This window comes from Pseudomonas sp. NBRC 111132, assembly GCF_001320565.1.
GTDB classification, from domain to species: Bacteria; Pseudomonadota; Gammaproteobacteria; order Pseudomonadales; family Pseudomonadaceae; genus Aquipseudomonas; species Aquipseudomonas putida_P.
Genome location: NZ_BCBI01000023.1, coordinates 41,925 through 60,478 on the forward strand (window position 1 = coordinate 41,925; position 18,554 = coordinate 60,478).

Annotated in this window: 16 protein-coding genes; 13 read left to right on the forward strand and 3 right to left on the reverse strand. The window is 61.6% G+C overall.

The window, feature by feature from the left end; all coding sequences use genetic code 11:
• Positions 1–20 precede the first annotated feature (20 nt).
• Positions 21–2,768, forward strand: a complete 2,748-nt coding sequence (polA, locus tag APH35_RS13350) for a DNA polymerase I (protein ID WP_060514959.1) — start codon at positions 21–23, stop codon at positions 2,766–2,768.
• A 334-nt stretch (positions 2,769–3,102) separates the two neighbouring features.
• On the opposite strand, the gene yihA is transcribed toward polA, so the two are convergent.
• On the reverse strand, positions 3,103–3,735 hold the full coding sequence (gene yihA, locus APH35_RS13355) for a ribosome biogenesis GTP-binding protein YihA/YsxC (RefSeq protein ID WP_012269928.1): 633 nt from the start codon (positions 3,733–3,735) through the stop codon (positions 3,103–3,105).
• Between the two features lie 201 nt (positions 3,736–3,936).
• On the opposite strand from yihA, the gene APH35_RS13360 reads away from it, so the two are divergent.
• The 7 genes from APH35_RS13360 to APH35_RS13390 all read left to right on the forward strand — a co-directional run bounded on the left by APH35_RS13360 (position 3,937) and on the right by APH35_RS13390 (position 11,059).
• A complete protein-coding gene (locus APH35_RS13360; RefSeq protein WP_012269929.1) occupies positions 3,937–4,239 on the forward strand; it encodes a c-type cytochrome in 303 nt (100 codons plus the stop codon).
• A 31-nt stretch (positions 4,240–4,270) separates the two neighbouring features.
• Positions 4,271–4,888 (forward strand): c-type cytochrome, encoded by a 618-nt coding sequence (locus APH35_RS13365; RefSeq protein ID WP_012269930.1) that lies wholly within the window; start codon positions 4,271–4,273, stop codon positions 4,886–4,888.
• 150 nt (positions 4,889–5,038) lie between these two features.
• Complete coding sequence (dsbA, locus tag APH35_RS13370; protein WP_012269931.1) at positions 5,039–5,671, forward strand: thiol:disulfide interchange protein DsbA; 633 nt, start codon at positions 5,039–5,041, stop codon at positions 5,669–5,671.
• A gap of 12 nt (positions 5,672–5,683) precedes the next feature.
• Positions 5,684–6,538, forward strand: coding sequence for an endonuclease/exonuclease/phosphatase family protein (locus APH35_RS13375; RefSeq protein WP_012269932.1), 855 nt, complete (start codon positions 5,684–5,686; stop codon positions 6,536–6,538).
• 27 nt (positions 6,539–6,565) lie between these two features.
• Positions 6,566–8,506 carry a GGDEF domain-containing protein gene (locus tag APH35_RS13380; RefSeq protein WP_060514960.1) on the forward strand — a complete coding sequence of 647 codons (1,941 nt, stop codon included), beginning with the start codon at positions 6,566–6,568 and terminating at the stop codon, positions 8,504–8,506.
• Between the two features lie 78 nt (positions 8,507–8,584).
• Complete coding sequence (locus APH35_RS13385; protein ID WP_012269934.1) at positions 8,585–9,373, forward strand: N-acetylmuramoyl-L-alanine amidase; 789 nt, start codon at positions 8,585–8,587, stop codon at positions 9,371–9,373.
• Between the two features lie 87 nt (positions 9,374–9,460).
• Complete coding sequence (locus tag APH35_RS13390; RefSeq protein WP_012269935.1) at positions 9,461–11,059, forward strand: EAL domain-containing protein; 1,599 nt, start codon at positions 9,461–9,463, stop codon at positions 11,057–11,059.
• Positions 11,060–11,073: 14 nt separating this feature from the next.
• Here APH35_RS13390 and APH35_RS13395 read toward each other — a convergent pair whose 3' ends face one another.
• Together APH35_RS13395 and algB are read right to left on the reverse strand one after the other, a co-directional pair.
• Entirely contained in the window at positions 11,074–12,840 is a 1,767-nt protein-coding gene (locus APH35_RS13395; RefSeq protein WP_012269936.1) for a KinB sensor domain-containing domain, read from the reverse strand.
• 11 nt (positions 12,841–12,851) lie between these two features.
• Positions 12,852–14,198: a sigma-54-dependent response regulator transcription factor AlgB gene (algB, locus tag APH35_RS13400; RefSeq protein WP_012269937.1), complete on the reverse strand. Its 1,347-nt coding sequence runs from the start codon at positions 14,196–14,198 to the stop codon at positions 12,852–12,854.
• Positions 14,199–14,407: 209 nt separating this feature from the next.
• Between algB and APH35_RS13405 the strand changes: the two genes are divergently transcribed.
• The 5 genes from APH35_RS13405 to gltP all read left to right on the forward strand — a co-directional run bounded on the left by APH35_RS13405 (position 14,408) and on the right by gltP (position 18,445).
• Entirely contained in the window at positions 14,408–15,229 is an 822-nt protein-coding gene (locus tag APH35_RS13405; RefSeq protein ID WP_060514961.1) for a BON domain-containing protein, read from the forward strand.
• Between the two features lie 174 nt (positions 15,230–15,403).
• A complete protein-coding gene (locus tag APH35_RS13410) occupies positions 15,404–15,694 on the forward strand; it encodes a hypothetical protein (RefSeq protein WP_012269939.1) in 291 nt (96 codons plus the stop codon).
• Between the two features lie 43 nt (positions 15,695–15,737).
• Positions 15,738–15,899: a DUF1328 domain-containing protein gene (locus APH35_RS28345; protein ID WP_003252966.1), complete on the forward strand. Its 162-nt coding sequence runs from the start codon at positions 15,738–15,740 to the stop codon at positions 15,897–15,899.
• Positions 15,900–15,901: 2 nt separating this feature from the next.
• On the forward strand, positions 15,902–16,372 hold the full coding sequence (locus APH35_RS13415) for an inhibitor of vertebrate lysozyme family protein (protein ID WP_012269940.1): 471 nt from the start codon (positions 15,902–15,904) through the stop codon (positions 16,370–16,372).
• A gap of 744 nt (positions 16,373–17,116) precedes the next feature.
• Positions 17,117–18,445: a glutamate/aspartate:proton symporter GltP gene (gltP, locus tag APH35_RS13420; RefSeq protein ID WP_012269941.1), complete on the forward strand. Its 1,329-nt coding sequence runs from the start codon at positions 17,117–17,119 to the stop codon at positions 18,443–18,445.
• The last annotated feature ends 109 nt before the right edge of the window (positions 18,446–18,554 follow it).

Genomic DNA, 18,554 nt, shown 5'->3' on the forward strand with positions numbered 1-18,554 from the left:
CGAAAAGGTTGATTCTGCTCATGAGCCAAGCGCCCCTCGTCCTGGTGGACGGTTCCTCCTACCTGTACCGCGCCTTTCACGCGCTGCCGCCGCTGACCACGTCCAAGGGCATGCCGACCGGTGCGGTGAAGGGTGTGCTGAACATGCTCAAGAGCCTGCGCAAGCAATACCCCGACAGCCTGTTCGCCGTGGTGTTCGACGCCAAGGGCGGCACTTTCCGCGATGCCATGTTCGCCGAATACAAGGCCAACCGCCCCAGCATGCCGGACGACCTGCGGGTGCAGGTCGAGCCGCTGCATGCCAGCGTGAAGGCGCTGGGCTATCCGTTACTGTGCGTCGAGGGTGTAGAGGCCGACGACGTCATCGGCACCCTGGCGCGCAGTGCTGCCGCGAAGGGTCGCCCGGTGATCATTTCGACCGGTGACAAGGACATGGCTCAGCTGGTGGACGGGCACATTACCTTGGTCAACACCATGACCGGAAGCGTGCTGGACGTGGCTGGCGTGCACGAGAAATTTGGCGTCGGCCCGGAACATATCATCGACTTCCTGGCCCTGATGGGTGACAAGGTCGACAACATTCCCGGCGTACCGGGCGTGGGCGAAAAAACCGCCGTGGGCCTGCTGACCGGTATCGGCGGCGGCCTCAGCGATTTGTACGCGAACCTGGACAAGGTACCGGCACTGGCCATTCGTGGCGCCAAGACCTTGCCGGCCAAGCTTGAAGAGCATCGGGACGCAGCGTTCCTGTCCTACGAGCTGGCCACCATCAAGGTCGATGTGCCGCTGGACGTCGAAGTGGATGCGCTGGTGTGCGGTGAGCCTGATCGCGAAGCGTTGCAGGCGCTGTACACCGAGATGGAGTTCAAGAGCTGGGTTGCCGAAGTGCAGCGTGAGGCCGCAAGGGCGGGTAATGAGGTTGCGCCGGTCGAAGTGCCGGCGGCCAAGGTTGAGCCGACGTACGAAACCATTCTTGACCAGGCCCGTTTCGAGGCCTGGCTGGAAAAGCTGCGTCAGGCGCCGCTGTTCGCCTTCGATACCGAAACAACCGGCCTGGATGCCCAGAAGGCGCAGCTGGTTGGCCTGTCTTTCGCTGTTGCGCCCCATGAGGCGGCTTATGTGCCGCTGGCCCACGATTACGAAGGCGCGCCAGCCCAACTGGACCGCGACGCCGTGCTGCTGGCGCTGAAACCACTGCTGGAAGACCCGGCCAAGGCCAAGGTCGGGCAGAACGCGAAGTATGACATCAACATCCTCGCCAATGGCTCGCCCGCCATCGAGATGCGTGGCGTGGCCTACGACACCATGCTCGAGTCGTATGTGCTGAACTCCACCGCCACCCGTCATGACATGGACAGCCTGGCGCAGAAGTACCTCGACCACACCACCATCGCCTTCGAGGATATCGCCGGCAAGGGCGCCAAGCAGCTCACTTTCAACCAGATCAACCTGGACAAGGCCGGCCCCTACGCGGCCGAAGACGCCGACATCACCCTGCGCCTGCACCAGGCGCTGCAGGCACGCCTGGCACAGACGCCAAGCGTGCAGCCGGTGCTGATGGACATCGAGATGCCGCTGGTGCCAGTGCTGGCCAAGATCGAGCGCCAGGGCGCGCTGGTCGATGCCGCGCTGTTGCACGTCCAAAGCGGCGAACTGGGCGTGAAGATGGGCGAACTGGAGCAACGTGCCTACGAGCTGGCCGGCGAGGAATTCAACCTCGGCTCGCCCAAGCAGTTGGGCGCGATCCTTTACGACAAGCTTGGCATGCCGGTGCTGAGCAAGACCGCCAAGGGCCAGCCCTCCACCGCCGAAGCGGTGCTCGATGAGCTGGCCTTGCTCGGTTACCCACTGCCTGAGGTACTGATGCAGTACCGCAGCCTGAGCAAGCTCAAAAGCACCTACACAGACAAGCTGCCGGGCCAGATCAACCCCCGCACCGGGCGTATCCACACCTCCTACCAGCAGGCTGTGGCGGCCACTGGCCGGCTGTCGTCGAGCGACCCTAACCTGCAGAACATCCCGATCCGTACCGCCGAAGGCCGGCGCATCCGCCAGGCGTTCATCGCCAGCCCAGGATACAAACTGCTGGCGGCGGACTACTCGCAGATCGAGTTGCGCATCATGGCCCACCTGGCCAAGGACGAAGGCTTGCTGCACGCTTTCCGCAACGACCTCGACGTGCACCGCGCCACGGCGGCGGAAGTGTTCGGTGTGGCCTTGCAAGACGTCACCACCGACCAACGTCGCAAGGCCAAGGCCATCAACTTCGGCCTGATCTACGGCATGAGCGCCTTTGGTTTGGCCAAGCAGATCGGCGTCGACCGCAAGCAGTCGCAGGATTACATCGACCGCTACTTCGCCCGCTACCCAGGCGTGCTGGCCTACATGGAACGCACCCGCGCTCAGGCGGCCGAGCAAGGTTTTGTCGAAACCCTGTTCGGCCGTCGTCTGTACCTGCCGGACATCAACGCCAAGAACCCCGCCCTGCGCAAAGGCGCCGAGCGTACGGCGATCAACGCGCCGATGCAGGGCACCGCGGCCGACATCATCAAGCGGGCCATGGTCAATGTGGATAACTGGCTGAGCGAGAGCGGGCTGGATGCCCGAGTGATCCTGCAGGTACACGACGAACTGGTACTCGAGGTACGCGAGGACCTGGTTCAGCAGGTGAAAGATGAAATTCGCCAGCACATGAGCCAGGCAGCGCAGTTGGATGTACCGCTGCTGGTGGAGGCAGGAATTGGTGCGAATTGGGACGAAGCTCACTGATTGAGCAGGGAAAGCTGTGTAGGATCTGCGACGTAGCGACGCGGATCCTGGCACCGCTCAGTGCCATTGGTGCTGAAGTTTCATGAAACTATCGCAAATAGTTTTCAGGGCTTCGGAACTAAACCGGTGAAGCGGAACTCAGAGTAACTGAATGGCTGGTGAAGCCCTTCGATGCTCCTATGTTGTGTTAAGTGTTGGCAGATATCTGGACCCCGCCCTAGCGGTCCGGACTTGGACCCCGAACTTCCCCCTCCCCATACGAAGTCCGGGGTTTTTTTTGCCCGGAATTTGCCACCAAGGTGCCCCGCTCCCACAAGAGCGGGGCAGTGCAGCTTCAGGCGACTGGCTTGTCTTCCAGCTCCATCCAGCCCGCCAGCACCCGGTAGGCGTCTTCCACGCCCAGGCGCTTGGGTGCCGAGAACAGCTGGATGGTCACGCCATCGCCCCAGCCCTTGCGGATTTCCGACTGCACCTTGAGCAAGGTGTTCTTGCCCGCGCCGTGGGTCAGCTTGTCGGCCTTGGTCAGCAGGATGTGCATCGGCATGCCGCTGGCCTTGGCCCAGTCGAGCATCATCTTGTCGAAGTCGGTCATCGGGTGGCGCACGTCCATCATCAGGATCACGCCACGCAGGCACTCCCGGCTGCCCAGGTAGGCTTCCAGGTGTTTTTGCCAGTGCTGCTTGAGCGGAATCGGGACTTTTGCATAACCGTAGCCCGGCAGGTCGACCAAACGCCGTTCATCGTCCAGACTGAAGAAATTCAACAGCTGGGTGCGCCCTGGAGTTTTCGAGGTACGCGCCAGGCTGGCATGAGTCAGGGTGTTGAGGGCGCTGGATTTGCCGGCGTTTGAACGGCCGGCAAAAGCCACCTCGTAACCCTGGTCGTCCGGGCATTGTTCGACCTTGGCTGCGCTAAGGGCGAATGTGGCTTTCTGGCAGAGGCCGAGGATGGGGTTCTTGACTTGCATGGGATATCCGATGTGGGTGTTGCCTGACTCTGTAGGCCCGAGCCTGGCAAGCGGTGTCGTTTCCGTTTGGATGGCGGAAGTATATAATGCCCCAGTTTTTGTGTGCTCATTCTCCCAGCGAAGGAGAACGGGCATGGGGTGTCGAACAATAGCTCGCGCAACAGAACGCAGCGCGGCCCCCAACCCTGAAGGTCGTTCCGCATGGCGAAATGGCTGCTTGCTGTCGGTATGTTCCTGCCGGTTTTCAGCGCACAGGCTACACAGGATCCCGAGGTGTTGTACAACCGCACGTGTGCGGCCTGTCACACCGGGCAGTTGCCACAGGCACCCAGACAGGGTGACCGGGCGGCTTGGGAGCCAAGGCTGGCGCAAGGCATGGAGGTACTGGTGAAGCACGTGACCCAGGGTTTCAAGGCTATGCCGCCGCGTGGATTGTGCATGGACTGCAGTGCCGAGGACTACCGTTTGGTCATCCTTTGGATGAGCGGCAGTCCCGATACATAACATTTCACCCTTAGCCGTGTTGGATTAGCTGATGAACAAACTAGTCGTGAGTCTGCTGTTGACCCTGGGTGTCGCAGGTGCGGCCACTGCTGCGCAACCTATCAAAGGCGATGCCGCCGCTGGCCAGGCCAAGACTGCCGTCTGTGGCGCCTGCCACAACCCCGACGGCAACAGCCTGGCACCGAACTTCCCGAAACTGGCCGGCCAAGGCCAGCGCTACCTCGAAAAACAACTGCACGATATCAAGTCGGGCAAGCGTACCGTGTTGGAGATGACCGGCATGCTGACCGCCTTCAGCGACCAGGACCTGGCCGACATCGCCGCCTACTTCTCCAGCCAGAAAGGTAGCGTGGGCGCTGCCGATCCCAAGCTGGTCGAGCGCGGCCGTTCGCTGTTCAATGGCGGCGACCTGGAGAAAGGCATGCCTGCCTGCACCGGCTGCCACTCGCCCAACGGCGCAGGCATCGCTTTGGCCGGCTTCCCGCACCTGGGTGGCCAGCACTCTCAGTACGTGACCAAGCAGCTCACGGACTTCCGCGAAGGCAACCGCACCAACGATGGCGATGCCATGACCATGCGCACCATTGCCGGCAAGCTGAGCAACCACGACATCGAGGCGTTGGCCAGCTATATCCAGGGCCTGCATTAACTTTCAGTTAATGTTGTAGGCCAATGATGAAAGGGCGGCCGGGCCGCCCTTTTTTCAGTCCGCAGCCGTTACACTACAGAACTCGGCCCTTCCCGGCCTGTCTCAGTGCAGGTCGCGTCGTGGCGACCCATGACTGCTCAGGAGTAAAGCATGCGTAAACTGATTCTCAGCGCTGCGCTGGTCGCCGCCAGCGTATTCGGTATGACTGCCGTCCAGGCCGCGGAGCCTGTTGCCGGCAAGGAATACATCGAGCTGAGCAACCCTGTTCAGGTTTCCGTGCCTGGCAAGATCGAAGTGGTCGAGCTGTTCTGGTACGGCTGCCCTCACTGCTACCACTTCGAGCCGGTCATCAACCCGTGGGTCGACAAGCTGCCCAAGGACGTCAACTTCAAACGCGTACCGGCCATGTTCGGTGGCCCGTGGGATGCACACGGCCAGATGTTCCTCACCCTCGAAGCCATGGGCGTCGAGCACAAGGTGCACGCGGCGGTGTTCGATGCCATCCAGAACCAGCGCAAGCATTTGACCAAACCAGAAGAGATGGCCGACTTCCTCGCCACTCAGGGCGTGGACAAGGACAAGTTCCTCGCCACCTTCAATTCGTTCGCCATCAAGGGCCAGGTCAACCAGGCCAAGGAACTGGCGAAGAAGTATGAAATTACCGGCGTACCGAGCATGGTGGTCAACGGCAAGTATCGCTTCGACCTGGGTACCGCTGGCGGGCCGGAAGGTGTGCTGAACGTCGCCGACCAGCTGATCGAGAAGGAGCGCGCCGCTAAGTAAGCGGCGTAACCCATGCCCCGCCTCAGAGCTACGCGTGGCATTGGCCTGCACCAGCCGCAGGTCAACGAGCACCACCTGCAGGCCCCAGGCCTGCCCGAGGATGGTCGGCTGCGGCTGCTCAGTTTCAACATCCAGGTGGGCATCAGCACCGAGCGCTACCGGCATTACCTGACCCGTAGCTGGCAGCACTTGCTGCCGCACAACGGGCGGGCCGGCAACCTGCAGAAGATCGGCAAGCTGCTGGGTGACTTCGACCTGGTGGCCCTGCAGGAAGCCGATGGCGGTAGCCTGCGCTCGGGCTACGTCAACCAGGTGGAACACTTGGCCCATCTGGGTGCCTTCCCCTATTGGTACCAGCAGCTCAACCGTAACCTCGGGCGTTTTGCCCAGCACAGCAACGGCGTGCTCAGCCGCCTGAAACCGCAACTGCTCGAAGACCACCCGTTGCCAGGGCCGGCCGGGCGTGGTGCGATCCTGGTGCGTTTTGGCGAGGGCAAAGATGCGCTGATCGTGGTGATGATGCACCTGGCATTGGGGGCCAAGACCCGCGCCCTGCAGCTGGGCTACATTCGCGAGCTGATTGGCGGTTACCGTCACCAGGTACTGATGGGCGACATGAACACCCATGCCACCGACCTGCTGGAGCATTCGCCGTTGCGCGACCTTGGCCTGGTTGCCCCGCAAGTCGAAGCCACTTTCCCCAGCTGGCGACCGCAACGTTGCCTGGACCATATCCTGCTCAGCCCAAGCCTCACTTTGGAGCGGGTCGAGGTGCTGGCGCAGCCAATTTCCGACCACCTTCCCGTTGCTGTCGAGATTCGATTGCCTGATGCATTGACTGTGGATACGCTGCCGGTTTTGAGCTAATTGCCATCACCGTTTGCGGACCTGGGCATGACTGAAGACGCAGAGCGCTGGAAAGAAAAATACCTGAAAAGCATCGAGCAGCAAGAAAGGCTCGAACGCCGTTGGGATGCCCGTCTTGACTTGCTGCGTCGCGGCCTGGTGCGTAGCACCCTGGCTGCCGAAGGCAGTGACAAGATCGTCGATGAGTGCATGAAGGAAATGCGCGATGTCATCCGCAGCGACAATATGGACGCCGGCCTTGCCGGGTTGATTCCGCGCCTTGAAAAAGCGGTGTTGGACTCCGAACAGCGTCGCGAAACCCGCATGAACCAAGTCAGCGATGCGCTGACCGCACTGGTTGGCCAACTGCAAGGCTTACCGCTGCCCAGCGATATCTCGCGGCCATTGAAAAAACTGGCGAAGAAGCTCGACGGCGGGGTTGCCCAGTCACGCGAGCTGCCGCCGCTGCTGGGCGAGTTGAGCGGCCTGCAGGGGCGCGCGCTGTCGGCCTTGGGCAAACCCGGCGAAGACGCCCGGCCAGGTTTTCTGCAGCGTTTGTTCGGCAGCCGCGAAGAAGAAACACTGGCGGAGGCAGAGCATGCGCCGGTGGCGCAGCCAGCGGCCGAAGCCCAACCCCAGGCAGCGGGCAGCATCGCACTCTTGCCGCCCGATGACGTCGACGCGCTACAACCGTTGCCGGGCCCTGCTGCCTCCTGCGCCGAAGTGACTGACGCACCCGAGGCTGAGCTGGAGGTTTCTGGCCCGGCGCTGATCGAGTCGGTCGAAACGCAGCCCGCCTCGTTGCCGCAAATGCCACAGGATGAAGCACCAGTGGCAGAAGCTGCCGCCAGCGAGCCGCTGGCTGAGGCAGAGCCACTACAGGCTCTGGAAGAAACCTTCGGTGAAGACGGCCCCTATGCCCTGCCCTATGCGGTGGAGCCGCCTTACAGCCAGGTTGCCGCGCACATCGAGCAAACCCTGATCGGCCTGCTCGATGACCTCAGCCTGCCCGAGCGGCACAAGGCCCAGGCGTTGGAAATGCGCGAGCGGGTTGCCCGCGGCTTGAACTGGTATGAGCTGATCCCGGTGCTGGATGATCTGGCGGTGCTCATGCTGGCGATTACCGACAGCGGCCAGCACGAATTTGAAACCTACCTGCAGCAGCTCAACGAACGCCTGGAAGGTTTCCAGAGCCACTTGCATGAGGCCAGCGCCGGCCATGCCGACAACAGCAGTGCGGCCCGCGAGCTGGATAGCCAACTGCGCGAGCACGTCGATGGCCTGCAGAGCAGCGTGCAAGGCGCCGCCGACGTAGACAGCCTCAAGCACATCCTGGAAAACCGCCTGGAAGGCTTGCTGGTGACCATGGACGAGCACAAGCATGAGCGTGATCGCCGTGAGCAAGAGCTGGCTGGCCGTCTGCAAGGCCTGTCGGAGCGGGTGGCGAACATGGAGCACGAGGCGCTTGGCTATCGCGAGCATCTGGAGGAGCAGCGCCAGAAAGCCCTGCTCGACCCGCTCACTGGCCTGCCCAACCGTGCCGCCTGGAGCGAGCGAGTCGAACGCGAAATGCTCGACTGGCAAGAAAACGGTGGCCATCTGGCGATGGCGATTCTCGACCTTGACCATTTCAAACGCATCAATGACAGCTATGGGCACCTGGCTGGAGACAAGGTCCTCAAGATCGTTGCCGACCAGTTGCGCAAGCGCCTGCGTGGTCGTGATTTCATCGCCCGTTTTGGCGGCGAAGAGTTCGTCTTGCTGCTACCGCAGACCCCGCCGGCGGCCGCCGCACAGGTGGCCGAGCTGCTGCGTGCCACCGTCGAGGCCTGCCCATTTCACTTCAAGGGTGAACGGGTGGTGATCACTACCTCCATCGGTCTGGGCGCATTCCGTCCTGGGGAGCGCAGCGACCAAGTGCTCAAGCGCGCCGATGCCGCGTTGTACCGGGCCAAGGAGCATGGGCGCAATCGCGTCGAACAAGGTTAGCCAGTCACGTCGATCCACGGCAGGCGCAGCTGTGGGGAGCACGTTATACTGTAGCGCTCATACGCTGAGGCCACTGACGTGCTTTCCACGCTTAAAAAAACCCTGATTTCCTTTTTGTTGTTGTCTGTCGCCGGTTGCTCGACGGGCCTGCGCATCGACCGCAGCCACCCTTCAGCCAATCAGGACAACCGCATCCAGTTCGTTGTCCTGCACTACACCAATGCTTCGCTGGAGCGTTCTCTGGCGTTGCTTACCCACGGTGAGGTCAGCAGCCATTACTTGATCGGCGATGGCCCGGCGACGGTGTATCAACTGGTGGATGAAAACCGTCGCGCCTGGCATGCAGGTGATAGCCAGTGGCAGGGGCGCACCTGGCTGAATTCCTCGTCCATCGGTATCGAGATCGTCAACCCGGGCTTCACCGACACCCCGAACGGCCGTGTCTGGCACCCTTACAGCGAGGCGCAGGTCCAGTCGTTGATCGCGCTGCTCAAGGACATCGTCAAACGCAATAACATCGAACCCCGGCATATCATCGGCCACAGCGACATCGCCCCGCTGCGCAAGCTGGACCCAGGGCCATTGTTCCCGTGGAAGCGCCTGGCCGACGCCGGGCTGGGTATCTGGCCGGATGCCAACGCGGTTGCACGGCAGCAGGCCTACTTCAGTGTCAACCCGCCAAGCGTTGGCTGGTACCAGCAGGAACTGGCACGTTTTGGCTATCAAGTCGAACAGACCGGCGTGCTGGATGTCGCTACACGCCATGTGATCGCTGCCTTCCAGATGCGCTTCCGCCCGCAGCGCTTCGACGGCATGCCGGATGCGCAGACAGCCGCGATGCTGCAGGTGCTCAACCGGATGCGCTAAGCCTGTGTAGCCCGCAGCGAAGCGCCAAACGGTGCGGGTGATTCTCGATTCAGTTGCTATACCTTAGTTATCAACTGGATGCCTTTGATGTCAGCACTCATCGCCTTGCTGCGCCAAATTTTTTACCGCCCCTGGATGCTGGCCACCTTGGCAGCGTTGGCCAGCGCTGCGTTATTGCTCTCTGCCAGCATCGGCATTGCCCTGCAACAAATGAAGCAAAGCGAAAGCGAACAGATGAACGCCCAGGGCGAGCGTTTTCTGGATCGCCTCGAACAGGTGTTCGGCCAGTTGCGCGAAGGGGTCGACCTGCTGCAGGCCCAGCCATTGCGCGGCTGCAGCCCGGCGATGCTGGCAGCCTTGCAGCAGGTTGGCCTGAGCTCGCGGTTCATCTATGAAGCGGCCTATGTGGATGGCGACGTTGCCTGCTCCAACCGCGGTGACGAGCGCGCGTTCGTTCCCTTGCGAGCGCCGGATATCCAAGGCCCGACGTACAGCTACTGGCTTAACACCACCACCGAGCCGAACGAGAACCTGGCAGCACTGATGCTGGGCCGTGGCAAGTTTCTGGTTTCCACCTCGCGTGGTCACTTGACCGATGTAGTCGACCTGCCCCCAGGCGGCAGCCTGGTGGTGGTGCTGGACAATGGCGCGCGGGCCATCCCCGTGCTCGGCCCGCCACAGGTATGGCCACCACCCTCGGCCTGGTCAACCAGCCACAAGTCGCTGCTGGAACTCAGTGATCGGCTGATCTACCGAATGCCAACCAAGTCACCGGATTACCAGCTTGTACTGATCGCGCCGCGGGCCAGCCTGCCGCTGAGGATGAACGGCATGCTCTGGTTGCTGTTCCCCGGTAGCGTGCTGGCGGCCTGCTGCATCGGTTGGCTGGTATTGCAGTTGATCCTGCAACGGCGGTCGATGAGCTCGGAGTTGCAGAATGCCTTGCGCCGTGGAGAGTTGCAGGTGCTGTACCAGCCAATCATCGAGCTCGACAGCCGGCGTTGCGTTGGGGCCGAAGCCTTGGTGCGCTGGCGCCGTCCGGACGGCACGCTGACCAGCCCGGACCTGTTCATTCCGTTGGCGGAGAATACCGGGCAGATTCGCCAGATCACCGACTTTGTCCTGCAACGTGTACTTGAACAATTAGGGCAGTTGCTGCGCTCGCACCCCAAGCTGTACATATCGGTAAACCTGGCGGCCTGCGATGTGATGGTGCCTCGTATCGGCCGGGTGGCGGCGCGCTTGCTGGCGTTGCATCGCGTGGCACCCAGCCAGATCGCCTTCGAGGTAACCGAGCGCGGCCTGATCGACGTGGTGGTGGCCCGCGACAACCTGCAGGCGCTGCGCGCCGTGGGGCATCAAGTGCTGATCGACGATTTTGGTACCGGCTATTGCAGCCTTGCCTACTTGCAGACCCTGCCAGTGGACTGCCTGAAAATCGACAAGGCGTTTATTGATGCCCTGGGCCATGATGCCGCCAGTAGCGGCGTGGCTCCGCATATCATCCGCATGGCCCATGACCTGCACCTACGGGTGATTGCCGAAGGCATCGAGTTCGAGGACCAGGCGGTGCTACTGAACAGTGAGGGAGTCAATTACGGCCAAGGCTGGCTGTTTGCCCGGCCACTGAACGCCCGTCAATTTGCCGAGCTGGTGACCCGCGGGCACCTGCCACGTCGGGTGTAGGCGCATTACAGCATTCATACCGGCAATGCCATGTAGAACTGGGTCCCTTGCCCTGGCCGTGAAAATACGCCCATGCGCCCGCCGTGCAGTTGCACGATCTCTTTGCACAACGCCAGCCCCAGCCCTGCGCCACCTTTCTTGCGGCCTACCTGCACGAAAGGCTCGAAGATGCGCCCTTGCTGCCCATAGGCAATGCCCTCACCGTTGTCCTCGATGCTGATGATCACCCGCTCCGCATGTCGCCTGGCATGCAGGCGGATGCGCCCGCCGTTGGCGGTATGGCGGATGGCATTGTGCAGCAGGTTGTCCAGCACCCGGTCCAGCTGGGCGACGTCGGCCTGAATGCGCGGTAGTGGCGCTTCCAGCTCCTTGAGCAACTCGATCTGCTTTTGCTGCGCCTGCTCGGCAAAGCGCAGCTGCGCACGCTCCAGCAGTTCGTCGAGGGCGCAGGGGGCCAGCTCGAGCTTTTGCAGCCCGCTCTGGTATCGGGAGAAGTTGAGCAGGTCGTTGATCAACTGGGTCAGGCGCTGCATTTCTTCGCCGATGGTTTCCAGCAGGTCGTTCTCGCGTGCATCGGGCGGGAACTTGACCCGCTCGCGCAGCAGGCCGAAGGCCATGTGCATGCCGGTCACTGGGGTACGCAGTTCGTGGGAGGCGCGCAGCACGAACTCGCTGCGCACGCGCTCGAAGGCTCGTTGCTCGGTCACATCGTGCAGCACCATCACCGCGCCGAGGATGGGCCCCTGCGGGTGACTGACGGGGGTCAAGCTGTAGGTGAGCAGGCGTGTTTCTTCATCGACTTCGATGTTCAGGTCGTCCGGTTGACGGTCTAGGCTACCTCCGCGCAGTACCTGGCGCAGCTGTTGCTCAAGCTCTGGTCGCTGCAGGGCGTTGGCCAGGCCGCTGCCCACGCGGCTGTCGCTCCAGCCGAGCTGGCGTTGCGCCACGGGGTTGAGGTGCTCAAGGCGACCCTGGCGGTCGATGATCAGCAGGCCATCGTCGATGCTGTCGAGCACAGCCTGCAAGCGCTGCTGACCGGCCAGCAGCTCGTCAACGTTGGTGGCCTGGTGTTTGCGCAAGGCATCGGCCATCAGGCCAAAGCGGCGAGTCAGCTGGTTCAGCTCGGTCGCCTGGGTGACCGGCAAGGTGACGTCGAAATTGCCTTTGCCCAGTTGGTCGGCCGCTTTGGCCAAGGCTTCGATAGGCTGGCCAAAACGCCGGGCGATGTTGTGTGCGGTGATGAAGCCGAGCACCAGTACCACCAGACCCATCAGGCCGAGTACACCACTGACCAGCAGGGCGCGGTCACGGGTGTGCTCCTCGCTGCGGGTGATCAGGTCCAAGGCCTGCTTGTGGGCATCGATCAGGTCGGTTCGCACCTGGTTGAACGCGGCGCCCAGCGGTTGATCGACTCCCATGCTGCGGGCGGGTGCGGCGCTATCGCGATAGGCCTGGAGAAAAGCTTGGTAATTGCTGCTGGCCTTGCTGAAACCGGTGCGCTCACCGCCTTGTTCCAGCCCTTGGTTGAGCAGGGCCTGGAAGTTGTCCTGCAGCAGCCGCAGGTTATCCGGGGCGGTTTCTTCATCAAGAATGAGGGTCAGCTGTTCGCCCAGGTTCTGGCGCAATTTCAGCCCCACTTCCAGGGCATGGGTGGTTTCGCGCACCAACTGCTGTTGCACGGCGGCCATCTGCAGCACGCTGACCAGGCCCAGCAGCAGGCCCAGCAACGCCACGGTCACCAGCGCCGAGATGCTGAGGAAAAGCCGCGTGCGCAGCTTCATGGGCGGCCACTTCACAGGTTGTACTGCTTGCGCTTGCGGTACAGGGTGGAGGCATCGATGCCCAAGGTCTTGGCCGCTTGGTCGAGGGTATCGCTGGCGGCCAGCACGGCACCGATATGCGCGCGCTCCAGCTCATCCAGGCTAAGCGCGGCACCCACGCGCGGCGCATTGCCGGTGGGTTGCTCACCCATGCCCAGGTGGCTTATTTCCACACGCTCCTGTGGGCAGATGATGCTGGCCCGTTCCACGACGTTGCGCAGTTCGCGAATGTTGCCGGGCCAGCGATAGTTGAGCAGCGCAGCGCGCGCCTCGTCACTGAAACCGCGGGCGGGGCGAGAGTATTCCTTGACGAAGCGGGCGAGAAAGCGGTCGGCCAGGGTGAGGATGTCTTCACTGCGTTCGCGCAGCGGCGGCAGGTGCAGGGTGATGACGTTCAGGCGATACAGCAGGTCTTCGCGGAAGCGGCTTTCGCGCACCATCTCTTCGAGGTTGAGGTTGGTGGCGGCCAGAATGCGCACATCGGCACGTCGGGTAACCGGGTCGCCGACGCGTTCGTATTCCTTGTCCTGGATGAAGCGCAGCAGTTTGGGCTGCAAGGTCAACGGGAAATCGCCGATTTCGTCGAGGAACAGCGTGCCGCCGTCCGCTTGGCTGACCCGCCCAAGGGTGCTTTCGCTGGCTCCGGTGAAGGCGCCACGGGTATGGCCGAACAGCTCGCTTTCCATCAGCTCGGCGTTGAGCGACGGGCAGTTGATGGTCACGCAGGCTTTGCGCGCGCGCTTGCTCCAGCCATGGATGGCCCGTGCCAGCTCGCCCTTGCCGGTACCGGACTCGCCAAGGATGAGGATGTTGGCGTCGGTGGTGGCGACCTGGCGGGCGGTTTCCAGCACCGCCATCATGGCCGGGCTGTGGGAGTCGAGGCCGTCCTTGGGTTTGCGAATTTCACCTTCCAACGCCTCCAGGCGGGCAGAAAGCTGGCGCACTTCCAGTTGCTTGGCGGTGGCCAGGCGCAACTGGTCGGGGCTGCACGGCTTGACCAGGTAGTCGGCCGCGCCGGCCTGGATGGCGTCTACCGCTGTATCGATCGCCGAGTGTGCGGTAACGATCACCACTCGCATCCACGGGGCCTGGATACGCATCTGCGCCAGCACGTCCAGGCCATTGTCTTCACCCAGGCGCAAATCGAGGAAGCACAGGTCGAACACCTGGCGCTGCAGCAGGCTTTCGGCCTGGGCCGCGCTGTTGGCTGTGGCCACGCTGTAGCCCTCGTCCTCCAGGCAGTAGCGGAAGGTGCGCAGGATCGCGGACTCGTCATCCACCAGCAGAATGCGGCCTTGGTTGTCCTGGGCTGATTCCATTTCCTGCGCTCCTTTGGGATAGATCGTTATTTAGTGTGGGAAAAATCGGGCAAGTTGCATGGTCAATTCTGAAGGATTCTGTCCTTTGCATGCTAGCCAATGGCCAAAGGATGCCTGCAACCCGTGATTTTCCAATGCTTTGCTTAGAGGCACGCGCTGGCACATTGGTTGCGAAGTTTTTTAGATTTTGCCAAGAAGGAGGCACTGCCATGCCCTTTTCCCTGCGTACAGCCGTGTTGGCAGCCACCCTGCTGCCAGCCTTTACCCCTGCATTCGCCGACCCTGTGCAGGACGCGCGCCTGGAAGGCGCCCTGCAAACCGCCCTGTCACTCAATCGCATGCTCGACCCGTTCCGTATCACGGTTGAAGTGGACGGCAAGCAGGCGCGTCTTTCCGGTGAAGTGGAGAACGAGGTCGAGCGGCAGCTGGCCGAGGATGTGGCGCGGGCCACTCGGGGTATTGAACAGGTGGAGAACCAGCTGCGAGTCAATCCCCAACTGGTAGAGCGCCCGCTTGAATTGCGTGCCTACGCCCAGCGCCTGGAGGACGCCACCCTGGCTGCGGTGATACGTGCCCGTCTGCTGTGGAGCCGCACCACTGAGAAGGCGCCTATAGAAGTACAAAGCAGTGAAGGCGTGGTGACCTTGCGCGGCAAGGTCGACAGTGCCGAAGCCAAGGAGTTGGCGGGCGTGGTGGCGCGTACCACCGACGGCGTGCATCTGGTCAACAACCTGGTCAGCCTGGATACCGCCGCCATGGCCAAGGCCCGGGAAACACCGGTGGGGGCGCCAACTGGGCCGCAGCCGAGTGACAGCTGGATCATCGACAAGATCCAGAACAGCTATCGCTTCAGTCGCAACCTCGACGGCCTGAACCTGAAAGTGGCTAGCGAGGCAGGCATGGTAAGGCTGTCGGGCGAGGTGGTCAGCGCCGAGCAAAAAACCATCGCTGTGGAGATCGCCCGGCAGATCATCGGTGTGCGTGGGGTGGATGCTGACCTGCTCAAGGTGGCGATCAAGGTCGAAGGCTGATCGTGCAATTCGCACGACTGCACGGGCGGCATCGTGCAGGATACGTCCTTACTGCTTGCCTTGTTGTTATCTAACTAGTTGATCTAAAAGGATTTAATTTAATTTCGAAGGCTGGCATGCAGGCTGCAATTACCTGTTCAGGTTTGAACAAAAATTACAGCAGGAGGAGCCGGCATGAACCGCCAATCCGTCAACCGCTCGCAGATCGCCGCACTGCCCTTGCGCCAGATGCTGACACTCGGCATGGCGTTGCTGCTGACCTTGGCCGCCGGCCTCTTCTATTACAGCTGGCAAACGGCGCGTCTGGCCGAGCAAGTGGCGGCGCAGACTGCCCTGTTGACGCAGATCCAGGCAACCCGTGCCAACACCTTGGTCAAGGCGGCTGAGCCGCTGCCTACCGGCCAGGCCACTGCCTCACCGGCCACCCTGGAAACTGTCGTGCCTCAGGACCGCTGGGTCTTCTGACCTGCCGGCCGGATCTATTCCGCAAAAAGAAAGGAGAACCACCATGCTGAGCTGGGCTATCACTTTCCTCATCATTGCCATTGTCGCCGCTGTACTGGGCTTCGGTGGTATCGCGGGCGCTGCGACGGGTATCGCCAAGATCCTGTTCATCGTCTTCCTGGTGTTGTTCGTAGCCTCCTTCTTCTTTGGACGTGGACGAGGTTGAAGATGAGCAGGAAGCTTTGTTCAGCCCTGGCTGCCGCCCTGTTGCTGGGTGGCAGTACGGCGGCGATGGCGGCCAATGACGGCCAGGTCCGGGTCGATCAGTTGCTCGGCTCGGACCCGGAGTACCGGGAAACCTGGCAGGACACTCTCAAAGGCGAGGAACGCCTGCCCGATTGGGTGGTCAATCTGACCGGCAGTGCCCAGCAGCAGATGTCTGCCGTTACCGAAGACGGCGACAAGTATTTGGTCGGGCCGCTGTGCGAGGCCAAGGATAATTGCACTTACAAACGCCTGATCGTGGCGTTCAGCTGGGATAAGGATGACGCCTACGGGATGCTCGTGGAGGTGCCCGAAGGCTTGCCGAGCGACAAGTCGCCCACCCGTCATGCGCAGTATCGTTGGTTAGGCGAACCGGACGATGGCATGAAGGCGATGCTGCAGGAGCAGCTCAAGCGTGACCCGAACTGGTACTGAGCATTTATTGCCGGTACGGATGAACGGTCACCACTGTCACGTAATAGAAGCTGAACCTTTCTATAGTTCAGCCTTCTATGATGCGCCGCCCCGAGGAGGGGCAGCACATGACCAAGGGGCCGGGCTGTTCTGATTGTTGCAGGATCGGAGTGGCCTAGGGGTACAGGGAGTGCCTCCAGTAATGGGCCGGGTCAGGAAAGGCGGAATCGGAAGTATCAGGCCGGCGGTATCACAGGGATACCTTGTCAGGCCTGACTTCCGAGGAGCCCCGTATGAAGCGTCGCTTCTCTTGCGCGTTTTTTCTCCCGAGACACATTTTGTCTCGACCGTACATCAAATTTTTTTCGACCTTCTTGTTGCTGGTACAAGCGGCATTTCCGCCATTCGGATTGTCGAACAAGCCATCTTCCTTGCCCTTTGTGTACCGTCAAATCTGCCGAAATATGGCGGTTTGGTCTTGTTCGGGATTCCGAACGTTATAAATCAATCACTTGCGAAGCTGCCGAATGGGTCGAAAACCGTATGCCAAAACGGCATGGGGCATGCGTTTCCGGCATTAGCTTTCGCCCCTTCCCGTCGCAATAGTTGCCGCCTTTTTCGCTGGCCAGAGCGCCCTGTCGCTCGCCTGCGGTGTCCTTACATGACGTCGCCGGACGGAAGCTTGCACGGCTCGTGACTTTGCCAATGGCTCTGTTACACGTGTTTCCGCCAGGTGCCATGACCACTAGAACAAAGGGTAAAGACATGAAGAAGGCAAAACTGAGCCTCGCCTGGCAGATCGTCATCGGTCTGGTCCTGGGTGTTGCAATCGGCGCGCTACTGAACCACTTCAGTGCAGAAAAGGCCTGGTGGATCAGCAACGTCCTCCAGCCCGCTGGTGACATCTTCATTCGCCTGATCAAGATGATCGTCGTCCCGATCGTGATCTCGTCGCTGATCGTGGGCATCGCCGGGGTTGGCGACGCGAAGAAACTGGGCAGCATTGGCCTGAAGACCATCATCTACTTCGAAGTAGTGACCACCATTGCCATCGTCGTGGGCCTGGTGCTGGCCAACCTGTTCCACCCGGGCGCCGGCATCGACATGAGCACCCTGGGTACCGTGGACATCTCCAAGTACCAGGCCACTGCGGCCGAGGTGCAGCATGAGCACGCGTTCATCGAAACCCTGCTGAACCTGATCCCGTCGAACATCTTCGCAGCGCTCATGCGTGGCGAAATGCTGCCGATCATCTTCTTCTCGGTCATGTTCGGCCTGGGCCTGTCGAGCCTCCAGGCAGAACTGCGCGACCCACTGGTGCGTACCTTCCAGGCTGTTTCGGAAACCATGTTCAAGGTCACCCACATGATCATGAACTACGCCCCTATCGGCGTGTTCGCCCTGATCGCCGTGACCGTGGCCAACTTCGGCTTCAGTTCGTTGCTGCCGCTGGCCAAGCTGGTGCTGCTGGTGTACTTCGCCATCGCCTTCTTCGCCTTCATGGTGCTGGGCCTGGTTGCCCGCGTGTTCGGCTTCTCGGTAATCAAGATCATGCGCATCATGAAAGATGAGCTGATTCTGGCTTACTCCACTTCCAGCTCGGAAACCGTGCTGCCGCGCGTGATCGAGAAAATGGAGAAGTACGGCGCGCCGAAGTCGATCTGCTCGTTCGTGGTGCCGACCGGCTACTCCTTCAACCTTGACGGTTCGACCCTGTACCAGAGCATCGCGGCCATCTTCATTGCCCAGCTGTACGGCATCGACCTGTCGTGGAGCCAGCAGCTGCTGCTGGTGCTGACACTGATGGTCACCTCCAAAGGTATCGCTGGTGTGCCGGGTGTGTCGTTCGTCGTGCTGCTGGCCACCCTGGGCAGCGTGGGCATCCCGCTGGAAGGCCTGGCCTTCATCGCCGGTGTCGACCGCATCATGGACATGGCCCGCACCGCGCTGAACGTTGTCGGCAACGCCCTGGCTGCACTGGTCATCGCTCGTTGGGAAGGCATGTACGACGCCGCCAAGGGCGAGAAGTACTACGCTTCGCTGATGGCCGACAAGCAGGAAGCTGCGGTGGTTGGCGAAACCGCCAAGCGCTGAGCCTGATGGCTGTTTGACCCAAAGCCCCGACTTGTCGGGGCTTTTTGTTTTCCGGGTCATTCGCGGACCATTGTAGGCGCGCGATCGCCAGCCCCAGGCTTCGATACGC